Origin of the sequence: Streptomyces sp. NPDC006335, assembly GCF_040612795.1 — a bacterium.
Lineage (GTDB): Bacteria > Actinomycetota > Actinomycetes > Streptomycetales > Streptomycetaceae > Streptomyces.
The window spans coordinates 279,598-293,987 of sequence record NZ_JBEXQX010000003.1; the positions used below are offsets into that span (position 1 = coordinate 279,598).

Annotated in this window: 14 protein-coding genes; 4 read left to right on the forward strand and 10 right to left on the reverse strand. The window is 71.2% G+C overall.

Going from position 1 to position 14,390, the window contains the following annotated elements; genetic code table 11:
* The first annotated feature begins 109 nt into the window (after window positions 1-109).
* Window positions 110-1,252, forward strand: coding sequence for a YihY/virulence factor BrkB family protein (locus tag ABZ098_RS12015; RefSeq protein ID WP_356589830.1), 1,143 nt, complete (start codon window positions 110-112; stop codon window positions 1,250-1,252).
* Between the two features lie 82 nt (window positions 1,253-1,334).
* On the opposite strand, the gene ABZ098_RS12020 is transcribed toward ABZ098_RS12015, so the two are convergent.
* A complete protein-coding gene (locus tag ABZ098_RS12020; RefSeq protein ID WP_356589832.1) occupies window positions 1,335-2,171 on the reverse strand; it encodes an NmrA family NAD(P)-binding protein in 837 nt (278 codons plus the stop codon).
* Window positions 2,172-2,252: 81 nt separating this feature from the next.
* Here ABZ098_RS12020 and ABZ098_RS12025 point away from each other — a divergent pair, with 81 nt between their 5' ends.
* Together ABZ098_RS12025 and ABZ098_RS12030 are read left to right on the forward strand one after the other, a co-directional pair.
* A complete protein-coding gene (locus ABZ098_RS12025) occupies window positions 2,253-3,194 on the forward strand; it encodes an AraC family transcriptional regulator (protein ID WP_356589834.1) in 942 nt (313 codons plus the stop codon).
* Between the two features lie 9 nt (window positions 3,195-3,203).
* Complete coding sequence (locus ABZ098_RS12030; protein WP_356589836.1) at window positions 3,204-3,866, forward strand: helix-turn-helix domain-containing protein; 663 nt, start codon at window positions 3,204-3,206, stop codon at window positions 3,864-3,866.
* Here the strand turns inward: ABZ098_RS12030 and ABZ098_RS12035 are convergent.
* Window positions 3,852-4,250 carry a VOC family protein gene (locus ABZ098_RS12035; RefSeq protein ID WP_356589838.1) on the reverse strand — a complete coding sequence of 133 codons (399 nt, stop codon included), beginning with the start codon at window positions 4,248-4,250 and terminating at the stop codon, window positions 3,852-3,854. The two genes, ABZ098_RS12030 and ABZ098_RS12035, sit on opposite strands and share 15 nt — an antisense overlap.
* A 279-nt stretch (window positions 4,251-4,529) precedes the next feature.
* On the opposite strand from ABZ098_RS12035, the gene ABZ098_RS12040 reads away from it, so the two are divergent.
* Window positions 4,530-5,069, forward strand: coding sequence for a peptidoglycan-binding domain-containing protein (locus ABZ098_RS12040; RefSeq protein WP_356589840.1), 540 nt, complete (start codon window positions 4,530-4,532; stop codon window positions 5,067-5,069).
* 31 nt (window positions 5,070-5,100) lie between these two features.
* On the opposite strand, the gene ABZ098_RS12045 is transcribed toward ABZ098_RS12040, so the two are convergent.
* The 8 genes from ABZ098_RS12045 to ABZ098_RS12080 form a co-directional block, all read right to left on the reverse strand.
* Complete coding sequence (locus tag ABZ098_RS12045) at window positions 5,101-5,523, reverse strand: helix-turn-helix transcriptional regulator (RefSeq protein ID WP_356589842.1); 423 nt, start codon at window positions 5,521-5,523, stop codon at window positions 5,101-5,103.
* Window positions 5,524-5,682: 159 nt separating this feature from the next.
* On the reverse strand, window positions 5,683-6,726 hold the full coding sequence (locus ABZ098_RS12050) for a LacI family DNA-binding transcriptional regulator (protein ID WP_356589844.1): 1,044 nt from the start codon (window positions 6,724-6,726) through the stop codon (window positions 5,683-5,685).
* 105 nt (window positions 6,727-6,831) lie between these two features.
* A complete protein-coding gene (locus tag ABZ098_RS12055; RefSeq protein ID WP_356589846.1) occupies window positions 6,832-8,508 on the reverse strand; it encodes a family 43 glycosylhydrolase in 1,677 nt (558 codons plus the stop codon).
* Window positions 8,505-9,413, reverse strand: coding sequence for a carbohydrate ABC transporter permease (locus ABZ098_RS12060; RefSeq protein ID WP_356589848.1), 909 nt, complete (start codon window positions 9,411-9,413; stop codon window positions 8,505-8,507). Before ABZ098_RS12060 ends, ABZ098_RS12055 begins: the two co-directional genes overlap by 4 nt.
* Window positions 9,413-10,297 carry a sugar ABC transporter permease gene (locus tag ABZ098_RS12065; protein ID WP_356589850.1) on the reverse strand — a complete coding sequence of 295 codons (885 nt, stop codon included), beginning with the start codon at window positions 10,295-10,297 and terminating at the stop codon, window positions 9,413-9,415. Before ABZ098_RS12065 ends, ABZ098_RS12060 begins: the two co-directional genes overlap by 1 nt.
* Before the next feature lie 19 nt (window positions 10,298-10,316).
* Window positions 10,317-11,651, reverse strand: coding sequence for an extracellular solute-binding protein (locus tag ABZ098_RS12070; protein WP_356589852.1), 1,335 nt, complete (start codon window positions 11,649-11,651; stop codon window positions 10,317-10,319).
* Between the two features lie 390 nt (window positions 11,652-12,041).
* Window positions 12,042-13,130 (reverse strand): LacI family DNA-binding transcriptional regulator, encoded by a 1,089-nt coding sequence (locus tag ABZ098_RS12075; protein ID WP_356589854.1) that lies wholly within the window; start codon window positions 13,128-13,130, stop codon window positions 12,042-12,044.
* 244 nt (window positions 13,131-13,374) lie between these two features.
* A complete protein-coding gene (locus ABZ098_RS12080) occupies window positions 13,375-14,388 on the reverse strand; it encodes a hydroxyacid dehydrogenase (RefSeq protein WP_356589856.1) in 1,014 nt (337 codons plus the stop codon).
* Window positions 14,389-14,390: the final 2 nt, after the last annotated feature.

Sequence of the window (14,390 nt, forward strand, 5' to 3'; positions counted from 1 at the left end):
TTTCCCCGGCATGACGGAACCGAACACGAGCGGGCGTTCCCCGCACGGGCGTACCCAGGACCGGGACGGGGGGATGAGTGCACGCTCTCGTGGCGGATACCTTTAGGTCGTGCAGGCAGCAAGCGAATCCCCTCAACAGCCCCCCGGCCGGCTCCACCGGGCCCGCGCCCTCTACCGGAACGTCTCGAAGCGCAGGACCGCCTGGCTGCTGCTCAAGGACACCGTCAACTCGTGCATCGAGTACCGCATCCTGGGGCTCGCCGCCGAGGCCGCGTTCTTCTCGCTGCTGTCCGTACCGCCGCTGCTGCTCAGCCTCATCGGCCTGCTCGGCTACGTCGACGACTGGACCGGCACCGACAGCATCAGCAGCCTGGAGGCCAACCTCCTGGACGCCGCGCGCACCGTCCTGTCCGACAAGGGGGTACGGCAGATCGCGCAGCCGATCCTCGACGACGTGATGAAGGGCGGCCGCCCCGACGTCATCTCCGTCGGCTTCCTGTTCGCCCTGTGGTCCGGCTCGCGCGCGGTGAACGTCTTCATCGACACCATCACCGTCATGTACGGCCTCGACGGGGTCCGCGGCATCGTCAAGACCCGGCTGGTCGCGTTCGCGCTGTTCGTCGCGGCCCTGCTGATCGGCTCGGTGGCGCTGCCGCTGATGGTGGCGGGGCCGGACGCGGTGGTGCGGATCGTGCCGTGGTCGACGACGGTCGTCCAGGTCCTGTACTGGCCCGTGGTGATCATCCTGTCCATCGCCTTCCTGACGACCCTCTACCACGTGTCGGTACCGGTGCGCTCACCGTGGATCGAGGACGTCCCGGGCGCGCTGGTGGCCCTGGCGATGTGGGTGCTGGGCAGCTTCCTGCTCCGGATCTACCTCCAGAGCACCATCGAGGGCGCGACGATCTACGGCTCGCTCGCCGCCGCCGTGGCGGTGCTGCTGTGGATCGGCGTGTCGGCCTTCGCGGTCCTGGTGGGCGCCGCGATGAACGCCGCGATCGACCGCGTGTGGCCGGCGGCGGCCACGGCGGCGGCGCGCGCGGCGCAGGAGCGGGTGCGGGAGGCGCAGGTCGCGGAGTACGTGGCCCGCGCGGCCGCACTCCACGACACCCACCCCGACCCCGACGATCCCGACATGCCCTCGGAGTTCCCGGAGCGCTGGTCCCGCTTCCTGCCTCCGGAGGACGTGACCTCCCGTCTGCGGACGCATGCGAAGTCGGCGCATCCCCCGCAGAAGCCCGAGAGCTCCTGAGGGGGATGCGTCGTCGGGTGCGGGTCGGTGGGGGCTGGTCGCGCAGTTCCCCGCGCCCCTGAGGTCGGAGGACCGGACGGAGTCAGATCTTCCACGTTCCCGCGGCCGCCGCCTCCCTCGCGAACTCCGTGAAGTCCCGCGGCTTCCGGCCCAAGACCTCCCGCACTCCGTCCGACAGATACGCGTTGCGGCCGTCCAGCAACTGCTCGAACGCCTCGACCAGGGCACCGACCTCCCCCTCCGGCACCCCGAACTCCGCGAGGCGCTCCCCGTATGCCCGAGCCGACACCGCCCGGTACGTGAGCTCGCGCCCCGTCTCCTTCGCGATCTCCGCGACCGCCTCGCCGAAGGTCAGCAGCCGGGGCCCCGACACGGTGACCGTCTGCCCGACGTACCGGTCGCCCGCCGACAGCGCCGCCACCACCACGTCCCCGATGTCCCGCACGTCCACGAACGGCTCGCGCACCTCACCCGCCGGGAACACCAGCTCCCCGCTCAGCCGCAGCTCCTCGACCAGCGGCCCCTCACTGAAGTTCTGCGCGAACCACGAGGCCCGTACGACCGTCCAGTCGGCCCCCGACGCGTGCAGCGCCTCCTCCGCGTCCCGCGCCCGGTCCTGCCCCCGTGACGACAGCAGCACCAGCCGCCGCACGCCGGCCCCCACCGCCTCCCGGGAGAGCGCCCCGACCGCCTCCGCGGCCCCCGGGGCGCCGATGTCCGAGGGGTAGACCAGATAGGCGGCGTCCGCACCCCCCAGCACCCCCGCCCAGGTGGACCGGTCCTGCCAGTCGAACCCCCGCGCCCGCGAGGCCGCCCGCACCGTCAGGCCCGCCGCCCGGGCGGACCGCGCCACCCGGCTGCCCGTACGACCCGAGGCACCGGTCACCACCACCGTCGTGTTCCGCGTGTTCTGTGTCATGCCGTCGAGTCAACTCCCGTGCCCGGCACGGGCCCATCGCTGAACGGCTCATTCCCATGGGTACGCGTCTACGCTGGCCGCATGGACGCTCTGGCAGGTCTGCTGGAAGGACCGCGGGCGCGTGGCGCCTTCATGATCCGCGCGTGTTTCGACCCGCCCTGGGCGGTGCGGGTGGAGGACCGGGCGCCGCTGACGGTCATGCTGATGGTCCGCGGGGAAGCGGTGGTCATGCCCGACGCGGGCGAGCGGATCCGGCTGCGCCCCGGCGACCTCGCCATCGCCCGCGGCCCCGACCCGTACACCTGCGCCGACGACCCCGGCACGGCCCCGCAGGCGCTGATCCTGCCCGACGGGGAGTGCCGCTACCCCGACGGGCGGGCCCTGAACGGCTCCATGGACCTCGGGGTCCGCACCTGGGGCGACCGGCTCGACGGCGAGACCGTGATCCTCATCGGGACGTACCTGATGGACGGCGAGATCAGCAACCGGCTCCTGGACGCCCTGCCGCCGCTGCTGTCGCTGACCACCGACGTGTGGGAGTGCCCGCTGACCCCCCTCCTCCTGGAGGAGATCGTGCGCGACGAGCCGGGCCAGGAGGTCGTCCTGGACCGGATGCTGGACCTGCTGGTCATCGCGGCGCTCCGGGCCTGGTTCTCCCGGCCCGAGGCACAGGCGCCCGCCTGGTACGCGGCGCTGGCGGACCCGGTGGTGGGGCGGGTGCTGCGGCTGATGCAGGACGATCCCGCGCACCCGTGGACGGTGGCCTCCCTGGCCGCCAAGGCGGGGGTGTCGCGTGCGGCGCTCGCCCGCCGGTTCACCGAGCTGGTGGGGGAGCCGGTGATGACGTATCTGACCGGGTGGCGGCTGGCGCTGGCGGCGGACCGGCTGCGGGAGGGCACCGCGACACTGGAGGCGATCGCCCGGCAGGTGGGGTACGGGAGCGCGTTCGCCCTGTCCAGCGCCTTCAAGCGGAGGTACGGGGTCAGTCCGCAGGAGTTCCGGCTGCGAGCCGGACCGCCGTAGCCTGGACAGGTGTACACGGAACGGCCGTCCCGGCTCGCCGGTGCCGTCATCTGGACCGGCGACGGCTCCGGACGGGTCCTGCCCGACGGGTGCATGGACCTGCTCTGGCACGAGGGACGCCTGCTCGTCGCCGGGCCCGACACGCGTGCGTACGTCACCGGGGGCGCCCCCAGCACCTGGGTCGGCCTGCGTTTCTCCCCCGGTTCCGCGCCCGCCTTCCTGGGCGTGCCCGCGCACGAACTGCGGGATCTCCGCGTCGAGTTGGCCGACCTCTGGCCCGCCGCGGAGGTACGGCGGCTGCGGAGCCGTATCGCTGGGGCCCCCGACCCCGCCACGGCGCTCGAGACCGTCGTCCTGGAGCGCGCGGCCCCTCCCGACCCCGTCCTGCGCGCCCTCGTCGCCGCCCTCGACGCGGGCCGCCCCGTCGCCGTGACCGCCGACGAGATCGGCCTCGGGGCACGGCAGTTGCACCGGAAGTCGCTCGTGGCGTTCGGGTACGGGCCGAAGACCCTGGCCCGGATCCTGCGGCTGCGGCGGGCCCTGGCGCTGGCCGGGGCCGGCGTGCCGTTCGCGCAGACGGCGGCGCGGTGCGGGTTCGCCGACCAGGCCCATCTCGCGCGGGACGTACGCGAGTTGGCGGGCGTGCCGCTCGGGCGGCTACTCGCCGGTTAGCGGGGCGTACAGGTCGACGCCGTTGCCGTCGGGGTCGTGCAGGGACGCGTACCGCTGGCCCCAGTCGGCGTTCCACGGCTTGAGCTCACCGTGGAAACCCTCGCCCACCAGCTCCGCGTACACCGCGTCGACCTCGGCGGGGCTGCCGCAGCGCAGCGCGAGCGCGGTACGGCTCCCGCCGGACGGCGCCCGCCACCCGGGGTGGAAGGAGCGGACCGTGTCCTCGGTGTCGAGCATCAGCCGTACCCCGCCCGGGAGTTCGGCCTCGGCGTGCGGCTGCGACTCGGCCCCCTCGGGGAACGGGAAACCGAGCCGGCGGTAGAAGGCGACGGAAGCGGCCATGTCGGAGGCCACCAGACCGATGGCGTCGAATCGTGGAGTCATGCCGTCACCGTAGACAGCGCCCCCGCACCCGGTCTTGAAGGAATCGGACACCTCGGCCGGCCGAGCCCGTCCCACCCCGTCCCAGCAGGTCCCCGTACGGCCCGCACTCCCGGACCGCGCCCCCGTACGCGGGACGGACCGTCCCCGGTCGGCCCGGGGACGCGAGCGGCTCTCGCCGTGCGCACCCCGGCCCTGTGAGGCTGTGCCGTGCCAAGCGAAGCGAGCCGCCCCAGGGGGAACCACGGGGGGAACCACGGCGGTTCGGAAAGGGAGACATCCATGAGCATGCGCAAGCGGGCCGTCGCGACGGTGACGGCCGCGTTGCTGGGGGCGGGCACGCTGGGCCTCGCCGTGGCGCCGGCGGCCGACGCGGCCTCGTACCACGGCATCGACGGCAACGGCGTCGTCAGCGACGACTGGCAGGACGAGGAGAACCTGAGCGTCGACGACTACGCCGACAGCAACGCCACGGCCCTGTGGCAGTCCGTCCTGTACGCGGACGGCGCCAAGTGGCAGGACGAGGACGGGGACTGGCACAACTTCGCCAAGAGCCACATCGACGGCTCCTTCGGCCCGCGGACCGAGTCGGCCACCCAGTGGTGGCAGGAGCGCTACGGCCTCCAGGAGAACGACGGCGTGGTCACCGACCAGAGCTGGGAGTTCGCCCAGCAGTGGCTGCACGGCCCCGGCTCCGGCGGCGGTGTCCGCTACGACGGCGACCGGCGGGACGTCGACTTCAAGCGGGTCAGCGGCAAGTACCGGGTGAAGCTCAAGGGCAGCGGCCCCTGGCGGATCGCCTCCTACGACCAGCGCGGCTGATCCCGGCCGGCGGGGGAGCGGGCGGCCACGGTCACCCGCTCCCCGACGGCCACGCCCACAGCACCCCCGCCACCAGCAGCACGATGACCCCGAACGCGACCAGCGCCGCCGTACGCCACCGCCGGTACTCGAGCGCGGCCGGCACCGACGCCGCGACCTCCGGCGCCACCGCGCCCACCACCGCGCCGTACGGCCAGACCGCGTCGGCCAGGTCCCACAGCGCCAGCAGTCGCGCCTGGTCCGCGCCCGCCACCGTGCACAGCGCCCGCACCGCCCCCCGCGGCGGCAGCTTGGCCCCGCTGAGATACCGCTGCCAGGACGACTTGCTGTACGCGGTGCGCCGGGCCAGCTCGGCGAGGCTCAGATCGGTGCGGTCCTTGAGGTGCCGCAGTTGCTCGACGAGATGCCGCGCCTCCCTCGGAAGCGAGTCCGGCAGCGGTCGCCAGCGCGTCATGGTCGTCCCCCAAGTGCTCGCCGCCGCCCTGGCAGGGGCGGCGGCCCCCCTCCCCGCCGCATCGTTCGACGCCCGTCCGCCCCGGCCAGTTCCCCCCGCCCACGGATGACCGAAGCTGAACGAATCCGGCGGTGAGTGGCTCCTGCACCCGATCGACGGTCAGTCGCGCGGCGGGGCCGTGCTCGCCCGCTCCACCAGCCGCGTCGACAGCTCGGTCCGGGTGCTCTCCGGGCGGTCGCCCTCCATCATGCGGACCAGCAGACGCAGCGCCGTCGCCGCCATCTCCGACAGGGGCTGACGGACCGTGGTCAGGGCCGGAGTGGTCCAGCGGGCCTCGGGGAGGTCGTCGAAACCCACGACACTGATGTCCTCGGGGACGCGCAGGCCCCGTTCGGCCAGCGCCTCGTACACGCCGAGGGCCATGTGGTCCGAGCAGACGAAGACCGCGGTGGGCGGCTCGGGCAGATCGAGGAGTTCCAGCATCCGGCGGCGCGCCGCGCTCTCGTCGAAGCCGGCGTACCGGACGTACTCGGGCCGCTGCCGGATCCCCGCCGAGGCGAGCGCGGAACGGTAACCCGCCACGCGCGCGCCGCTGCACATCCTGCGCTGGTGGCCGGCGACGACCGCGATCCGCTCGTGGCCCAGCGCGAGCAGGTGCTCGGTCGCCGTCACCCCGCCCTGCCAGTTCGCCGCGCCCACCGAGACCACGCCCGGCGGCGGCTCGATCACCGGGTCGATCAGCACGTACGGGATGCGGTGCTGGTCCAGCCAGCCGTACTGCGACGACGTCAGCTCGGCCAGGTTGAACAGCACCCCGGAGGAGCCGCGCGCGGTGAGCTTGTCCATCCAGCCGCGGTCCGGGCGCCCCGCCCGGTTCCGGGCCAGCCCCGCCGAGACCACCACCTCAAGGCCCGCGTCGTGGGCGGCCGACTCCACGCCGTGCAGCACCGCCCCCGACCAGGAGGTCTCCAGCGAGTGCACGACCAGGTCGACGAGACCGGACGACTTCGCCGCGTCGAACCTCGGTCTGCGGACATAGCCCAGCCGGTCCAGTGCCTCGGTGACCCGGCGACGGGTCTCGGGGGCCACGTCCTCACGGCCGTTGACCACCTTGGAGGCGGTCGGCACCGACACGCCCGCCTCCCGGGCCACGACCGCCAGCGTGGGACCGGCCGCCACGCTCGCACTCCCCGTGCGGACCATCGGGAACCACCTCTCCGGCCCGCCCGAGGGCCCTGAAAGTTTCGACCAGCGCGGAAACAGTAAGCGCTTCCTACCCTAGGTTCGCCCGATGACGTGGGGAAGAGGTCAGGCTTCGCCGGTCTGCCCCAGCCCCCTTGACTTTCGAAACTCCGAACGCTGTCCGCAGCTCAGGCGGAACCCGGTGAAGTCGGCCGTGAAGGCCGCATCGACCAGGTCCACGGCATGGATTGCGGCCATCGCGCCGGTGAACCGGAGCCTGGAGCCGTAGTCGTCGGAGAGGCGGGTGAAGTCCAGGTCCGGACCTACCGGCATCCGTGCGCCGTCCGCTCCCAGACACCAGAAGCGAGCCACCCCGTCCACCACCGTGACCCCGAGAGTGAAGGCGCTTTCCGTGCCCACGTCGACCACGGCCACCTGACGGGTCCCGTCCTCCTCCCGCTCCGTCAGGCTGAGCACGGTCCGCCCGCCGCCCCGCCACTGCTGACCACGCTGCCCCTCGCCCTCGGGCTCCGCCCACGTCACGTCGAGCGCCAGCCAGGACTCGGTGTCGTACCAGAGCACCAGCCCGGCGGCCTGGGTGAACGTGGTCGGCCGGGCCTCCACGGTGACCTCGGCCTCCGCCCGGTGCTCGGTGATCCGCTGGGCGAGCAGACTGTGCGCCCACCGCGACTGAGGCCCGTGCCGCCCCCGCAACCGGATCCAGCCCGGCCGGACGGCCGTGTCGGCCCAGGACGGATCGGGAGCGGCCCGCAGGGTGCTCCAGGGCCAGCCCAACGGGTCGTCGGCCACGGCGGGTTGCCGGCCCAACGGGTCGTCGACCGTGGCGGGTTGTTCCACCGGCCCCGCATGCGTGGGTACCTCGACCTCGACCGCGGGATGCGCACCCCCGTGTCGCATCCTCGGCCAGCCCTCCGCGTCCCAGGTCACCGCCTGGATCGCCGTCTCCCGGCCGAGCGGGCAGCGCGGGCCGTCCGGCGTGTTCAGCGGGCGGGCCGCGAGGTGGCTCAACACCCAGCTCCCGTCGTGCAGTTGGACCAGCTCACCGTGGCCGGCCTTCTGCAGCGGCAGTGCGGGATCGTCCCGGGACGTCAGCAGCGGCCGGTCGTCCAGCTCGTAGGGGCCGGTGATCTCCCGGCTGCGGGCGACCAGGACCCCGTGCTCGAAACCGGTGCCGCCCTCGGCGAGGAGGAGGTGGTACCAGCCTTGGTGGCGAAGCAGTTTGGGCCCCTCGACGAGCCGTTCGTGCTGGAGCAGCAGACGCGTGTCACCGACGGGCGCCAGCGTCTCGCGGTCCAGCTCCGTCAGCACGATCCCGGCGAAGCGCCGGCCGCCTGGGCGGTGGTCGTTCTGGAGGTTGAGCAGCCACAGCCGGCCCCCCTCGCCGTGGAAGAGCGCGGGGTCGAAGCCATGGCTCGCGATCCGCCGCGGCGCCGTCCACGCGCCGGACGCCTCCGTCGCCGTGGAGACATAGGTGTCCGTGTCGAAGTACGGCGTGCCGACCGAGCGGACGATCGAGTAGACCACCCAGAACCGCTCACCGTCCCAGCTCAGGGACGGCGCCCAGATGCCGCCCGAGTCGGGGACGCCGGCGAGGGAGCCGCCCGGGACCGCGCCCTCGACGTGGCCCGCGTACTCCCAGTGCGCGAGGTCGCGCGAGCGGTGCAGCGGGATCGTCGGGAACCACTCGAAGGAACTGGTCGCCACGTAGTACCAGTCGCCGACGCGGACCATCGACGGGTCGGGGGCGAAGCCGCGGATCACCGGGTTGCGCAGCAGGGTCACTTGAGGGCTCCGAGGGTGACTCCGGTACGCCAGTAGCGGCGCATCGCGACCATCATGATCGCCATCGGGACGATGGACAGCAGGGCACCGGTCAGGACCAGGCTGGTGAGGTCGACGCCGGACTCCAGGCGCTTGCCGGACCAGTTGTAGAGGCCGATGTTGAGCGTCCAGTTGTTCTCGCCGCGCAGCACGGTCAGCGGCAGGAAGAAGGCGTTCCAGGTGTTGACGAAGGCCAGCAGGAACACCGTGGCACCCCCCGTGGTCATCATCCGCAGCACGATGCTGAAGAAGATCCTGAGCTCACCGGCCCCGTCGATACGGGCCGCCTCAAGGAGTTCGAACGGGATGGTCGCCTCGGTGTAGACCTTGGCGAGGTACACGCTGAACGGGTTGATCAGACAGGGGATCAGCATCGCCCAGGGCGTGTCGACCAGGCCGATCTCCGAGAACAGCAGGTACAGCGGCAGCGTGAGCAGGGCGATCGGGATCAGGAAGGAACCGACCACGCACGCGAACACCAGGTTGCGGCCCGGGAAGTCGAAGCGCGCGAGCCCGTAACCGGTCGCCAGCGCCAGCAGAGTGCCACCCAGCGAGCCGACACCGGCGTACAGGAACGAGTTCGCCGTCCAGCGCAGGAAGATGCCGTCCTCGTAGGTGAAGAGCTGATGCAGGTTGTCCCACAGGTGCCAGCCGGAGAACCACAGCCCGTTGGACTGGTACAGCCCGGTGCGGTCCTTGGTGGCGGCGACGACCAGCCACCACACCGGGAAGAGGCTGTAGACGCTCGCCAGGGAGAGTCCCACGAGGAGGAACCGCTGCCCGCCCCGTGAACGGGCAGCGGGGTCGGGGGTGTGGAGACGGCGGACCTGCTGTGCCTTACGGGGACGTTCCTCGGTGATCGTCATCAGTCGGTCTCCTTCGAGGTGAACCGGTAGAACAGGAAGGAGGCGACGCCGAGGATCAGGGCGAGCAGCACCGAAAGGGCCGCCGCGTAGTGGTAGTTGCCGGCGTTGAACGCCTGGTTGTAGATGATCATGATCGGGGTGAAGGAGTCGCTGACCGTCTGCGGTGTGACGTTCCTGAAGAGCGCGGGCTCGTTGAAGATCTGGAGCATCTGGATGATGGAGAGCATCCCCGTCAGCACCAACGCCCCCCGCACGAACGGGATCTTGATGCTGAGCGCGATCCGCAGCTCCGAGGCCCCGTCCAGCCGAGCGGCCTCGAACAGATCACGCGGCACGCCCTGGAGCGCCGAGTAGATGATGACCATGTTGTAGCCGATGCCGTGCCAGGTCAGCAGGTTGCCGATGGACGGCCACACCATCGACGGCGCGAAGAAGTTCCAGGAGAACCCGAAGACCTCACCGAGCGGGGTGAGCGGCCCGACGTCCGGGCTGTAGAGGTTCAGCCACACGATGGCCGCGACCACACCCGGGATCATGTACGGCACCAGCAGCAGGATCCGGAACCGCCCGGCCGTCCGGGAGCCGAGCGCGTCCAGGAACAGGGCGAGGAGGAGACTGACCAGCAGCATGACCGGGATCTGCACGCAGGCGAACAGCACCACCCGCAGCACGGACCCCATGAACGCCGAGTCGGTCAGCCCCTGCTGGTAGTTGTCCAGCCCGGAGAACTCGTCGGTCGTGCCGCCGAGCCCGAGCCCCGAGGACTGCGAGCGGTACAGCGACTGGTAGACGGCGTACCCGATCGGCAGCAGGTACAGGAAGACGAAGCCGAGCTGGAAGGGCACCGTGAAGGCGGCACCCTTCCAGCGCAGTGAGCGAATCATCAGCAGCAGCCCTAAGCCTCTAGCCCTTGACGCTGATGCCGCGGGACTTCAGGTCCTTGACCGTCCATTCCTGCATGTGCGCCAGCAGCTCGGTCACCGTCTGCTCCTTGCTGACCACCTTCGCCCAGCCGGCCTGCATCTCGGTGAACATCGCGGTCCAGTCGGGTCCGAAGGTCCAGTCGGTCGTGACGGTCTTCAGGCTGTCCTTCACGATCTGCTGCCCCGCCTGGTAGTGGGAGCCCAGCAGCTTCTGGGAGACCGCCTCGGGCACGTACGCGTCGCTGTCGGCCAGCGCCGGCATCACGCCGTTGCCGGTCTCCGGGCTCGCCATCGTCTTCACGGCGCCGGTGTTCGTGGACATCCACAGCGCGGCCTCGGCGGCCTGCTCCTGGTTCTCGCACCCCTTGGTCACCAGCGTCACGCTGCCCGTCAGGTTGGTGCCGGCCGGCGTCTTGGCGGCCTCACCGGTGAACGTCGGCCAGGGCGAGAGCCCCCACTTCCCGAAGGACTTGGTGAAGTTCTGCACCATGCCGGCCATCTGCCAGGTGGAGATCTGCCGGGTGGCGGTGCCGCCGTTGTCGTAGTTGCGCTGCACGGCCGCGTAGTCGGCGAACGACAGCTTGCTGTTGAGGTCGTTGTCGATGATCTCCTGGATCACCTTGGCGGCCTTCAGCGTGCCCGCGTCCTGGAAGTCCACCTTCCAGGAGTTGCCGTCGATGGAGTACCAGTGCGCCCCGGCCTGCATGGCGAGCACCTCCAACGTGCTGGGGTCCTCACCGGCGTAGTTGGTGATCTTGACGCCGTGCTTCTTCAGCACCTTGCCCGCGGCGATGAACTCGTCCCAGGTCGTGGGCGCCTTGATGCCGTACTTCTCGAAGAGGTCGGTGCGGTAGATGGTGAAGTTCGGCGCCGAGCTGGTCGGCACGCCGTACATCTTGCCCTGCACCTGCGCGCTCGCCCACGAACCGGTGTTGAACTTCGCCTTCTCGCCCTCGACGTACTTCGTGATGTCGGCGAGCGCGCCCTGTGCGACCCAACTGGTGACGTACTCGGCGGTGTTCTGCACCAGACAGGGCTCGTTGCCCGCCTTCACCGCGTTGGTGAGCTGCTTCTGCATGGTGAGCTGGTCGGTGACCTTCGTGTACTTCAGCTTGATGTCCTTGTGCGAGGCGTTGAACGCCTTGACGACCGCGTCCTGGCCGTTGGCCCAGCCCCAGAAGGGAAGGGTGACCGGCCCGGACGACTGCGAGTCGCCGGAATCGTCCGACCCGCCGCACGCGGTGAGCAGACCTGACAACGCGAGTCCCGCAACGGCGGCGCGGGCGAACCTTCTCCGGGGGCTGCTGAAGTTCATCTGACCGTGTTCCTTCGGAAAGTAGGGCGTCTCGGAGAGGAGAGAGGGGATCGGCGGCTCGGTGTCGGCCGGAAACGGCGGCCGGAAGTTCACGGCTCGCGGTTGCGGGGGGTCGGCCCAGCGGAAGCTGTAGTAACCGGCGGAAGCTGTAGTAACCGGTTGCTGGGACGGTAGGCCGACGGCCCGGTGGTTAGCAAGAGGCAGGCGGCAAATTGTTGCTCCGGTCCACCTGTCGGACAAGCCCGGCGCCCACCCGCACACCGATGTCGGCCCGGACATAAGACCAGTTCAGAGGCGTACCGCAGCGCAAGAGAGCTGTCCGGCACCGCAACCGGACCACGGCCCGACCCACAACAGAAACCGTTTACGAAACGATCTCATCCTCTGTTGCTAGCGAGGTTGTGCGGGCGGCCGCACCGAGTTCCGTACGACGACATGGGTGCCCAGCACCAGATGGTCCCCGTCGGCCCCCCGGCGCCGCGCTGAGCCGCCCTCACGCCGGTCGGCGACCGCACGCAGGGCGACCCGTCCCATCTCCTCGTAGGGCACATGGACGGTGGTGAGCTGCGGGGTGAGCTGGGAGGCGAGCGGGATGTCGTCGTACCCGACGATCGACACGTCCTCGGGCACCCGCAGCCCGGCCGCACGCAGGGCCTGCATGGCCCCGGCGGCGACGACATCGGTCCCGGCGAGCACGGCGGTGAACTCGAGCCCGTCCCGCAGACTTTCCTCGACGGCGTCGTACCCGTGCTCGTAGTCGTAGGCCCCGTGGCGCACCATGCCTGCTTCGAACGGCACGCCGTACGCCTCGAATGCGCGCCGAGCGCCTCTCAATCGTCCCTGGGCCGTGGTGAGTTCGGAGTGCCCCGGCAGCACGAGCACCCTCCGGTGGCCGGCCGAGAGCAGATGGCTGGCCATGGCGTAGGCGCCGCCCTCGTTGTCGTAGTCGACGGTCGTGGCCGGCACGTCGCCTTCCAGCGGTGGCCGTCCCACCAGCACCAGGTGCGACCCGGCGGCGTCCAGGGACCGCGCGAACCGGGCCATGCGCAACTGGTACTCGTCGTAGTCGTAGGCGCCGCCGAGCAGCACCACGGCCGCGACCCCCTGCTGGCGCATGAGGTTGACGAGGGCGAGCTCGCGCTCGGGGTCGTCCCCGGTGGTCCCCACCAGCGACAACCATCCCCGCAGTGTGGCGGCGCCCTCAACTCCCTTGGCCACGTGGGCGAACGCGGCACCGGTGATGTTGTTGATGAGGATGGCGACGGTGGGTGTGCCGCCGCCGGCGAGCGACCGGGCGTGCGCGTTGGTGACGTAGTCCAGGTCCCGAACGACCTTCATCACCCTGCGGCGCAGCTCCTCGGAGACCGGGTAGTTCCCGGACAGCACCCGGGAAACACTGGCCACGGACACCCCGGCCCGCTCGGCCACGTCCCGGATGGTGGCCCGTCCGACGTCCCCGGACGCCTTGCGCTGACTCACCCTTGCGGCTCCTTCACGGTCGTGGCCGGGGGCTCCGCCCCGTGCGGGTCCGGAAACCGTATCCCATTGTTACTACGGCACGATTCCGACGGCAGGGGGGCGGCTTGCGGTGAGTGCCCACCAAGGTGCACTGCACCCAGGACACCGACGCGCCCCCGGAGGCGACCGAACCAATGCGGTGCGGGTAAGTGCAGTGACCTGGGTGCAGGTGATCCGGCCGCGGCGACTGCGGCGACCCGTCCCCTCAAGCCACCCGCCCCATGTCCGCGTACCGCACCTCGTGCACCAACCCCACCCCCGCCCCCACCCGCTCCAGTTCCTCCACCACGATCCGTCCCAGCCGTTCCAGCTCGTTCCCCAGGGACCCCGCGATGTGCGGTGTGAGGAACACGTTGGGCAGCCGGTACAGCGGTGACTCCGCGGGCAGCGGTTCGGGTTCCGTGACGTCGAGCACCGCCCGCAGCCGCCCCGAGACCAGTTCGTCGGTCAGGGCGTCCGGGTCGACGAGCGCCCCGCGGGACGTGTTGATGAGCACGCCCCCGTCCCGGATCAACCCGAGCCGGGCCCCGTCCAGCATCCGGTACGTCTCCGGGATGTCGGGCGCGTGCAGCGAGACGATGTCGCTGCGCCGCAACAGGTCCTCCAGCGAGACGAGTTCGGCTCCGAGCGAGGCGGCCTCCGCGGGGCTGACGTAGGGGTCGTGCAGCAGCACCGTGAAGTCGAACGGCCGCAGCAGCTCCAGCAACCGTCGCCCGACCCGGGACGCCCCGATGACGCCCACCCGCCGTCCCACGTTCCCGGTGGCCGCGGTTTCGGCGGGGGAAGGGTACGCATGCGTGATCCGGAACCGCTCCCGGTGGTCGAACGTGTCCTTCCCGCACAGCAGGATCATCGCGAGGGTGTACTCCGCGACCGGCAGGGCGTTGCCGGTGACCGCGCTGGAGACGGCGATGCCGCGTCGCCACACGGCGTCGCCGACGAGTGAGCGGACCGAGCCGGCGGCGTGCAGGACGGTGCGCAGGCGGGGTGCCGCGGCAAGGACGCCGCTGTCCAGGTGGGGGCAGCCCCAGCCGGTGATGAGGACGTCGGCCCGGGCCAGGGCGTCGGCCGCGCGGGGGTCGGTGAAGTCCTGGACGACGAGTGCGGGGTCGAGGTCGGCGGCCTCGCTCAGCCGGGTCATCAGGGGCGGGGGGAAGAGCAGGGGGAGGTGTACGGGATCCATCGCGAACACGGCCCTGGGTGGCTGAGGGCTGGGCATGT

What these genes read in the sequence shown, in the direction of transcription:
- ABZ098_RS12020 (WP_356589832.1), bottom strand. Translation starts at nt 2,171, where the DNA reads ATGACACAGAACACGCGGAACACGACGGTGGTGGTGACCGGTGCCTCG.
- ABZ098_RS12025 (WP_356589834.1), top strand. Translation starts at nt 2,253, where the DNA reads ATGGACGCTCTGGCAGGTCTGCTGGAAGGACCGCGGGCGCGTGGCGCC.
- ABZ098_RS12035 (WP_356589838.1), bottom strand. Translation starts at nt 4,250, where the DNA reads ATGACTCCACGATTCGACGCCATCGGTCTGGTGGCCTCCGACATGGCC.
- ABZ098_RS12040 (WP_356589840.1), top strand. Translation starts at nt 4,530, where the DNA reads ATGAGCATGCGCAAGCGGGCCGTCGCGACGGTGACGGCCGCGTTGCTG.
- ABZ098_RS12045 (WP_356589842.1), bottom strand. Translation starts at nt 5,523, where the DNA reads ATGACGCGCTGGCGACCGCTGCCGGACTCGCTTCCGAGGGAGGCGCGG.
- ABZ098_RS12050 (WP_356589844.1), bottom strand. Translation starts at nt 6,726, where the DNA reads ATGGTCCGCACGGGGAGTGCGAGCGTGGCGGCCGGTCCCACGCTGGCG.
- ABZ098_RS12060 (WP_356589848.1), bottom strand. Translation starts at nt 9,413, where the DNA reads ATGACGATCACCGAGGAACGTCCCCGTAAGGCACAGCAGGTCCGCCGT.
- ABZ098_RS12065 (WP_356589850.1), bottom strand. Translation starts at nt 10,297, where the DNA reads ATGATTCGCTCACTGCGCTGGAAGGGTGCCGCCTTCACGGTGCCCTTC.
- ABZ098_RS12070 (WP_356589852.1), bottom strand. Translation starts at nt 11,651, where the DNA reads ATGAACTTCAGCAGCCCCCGGAGAAGGTTCGCCCGCGCCGCCGTTGCG.
- ABZ098_RS12080 (WP_356589856.1), bottom strand. Translation starts at nt 14,388, where the DNA reads ATGCCCAGCCCTCAGCCACCCAGGGCCGTGTTCGCGATGGATCCCGTA.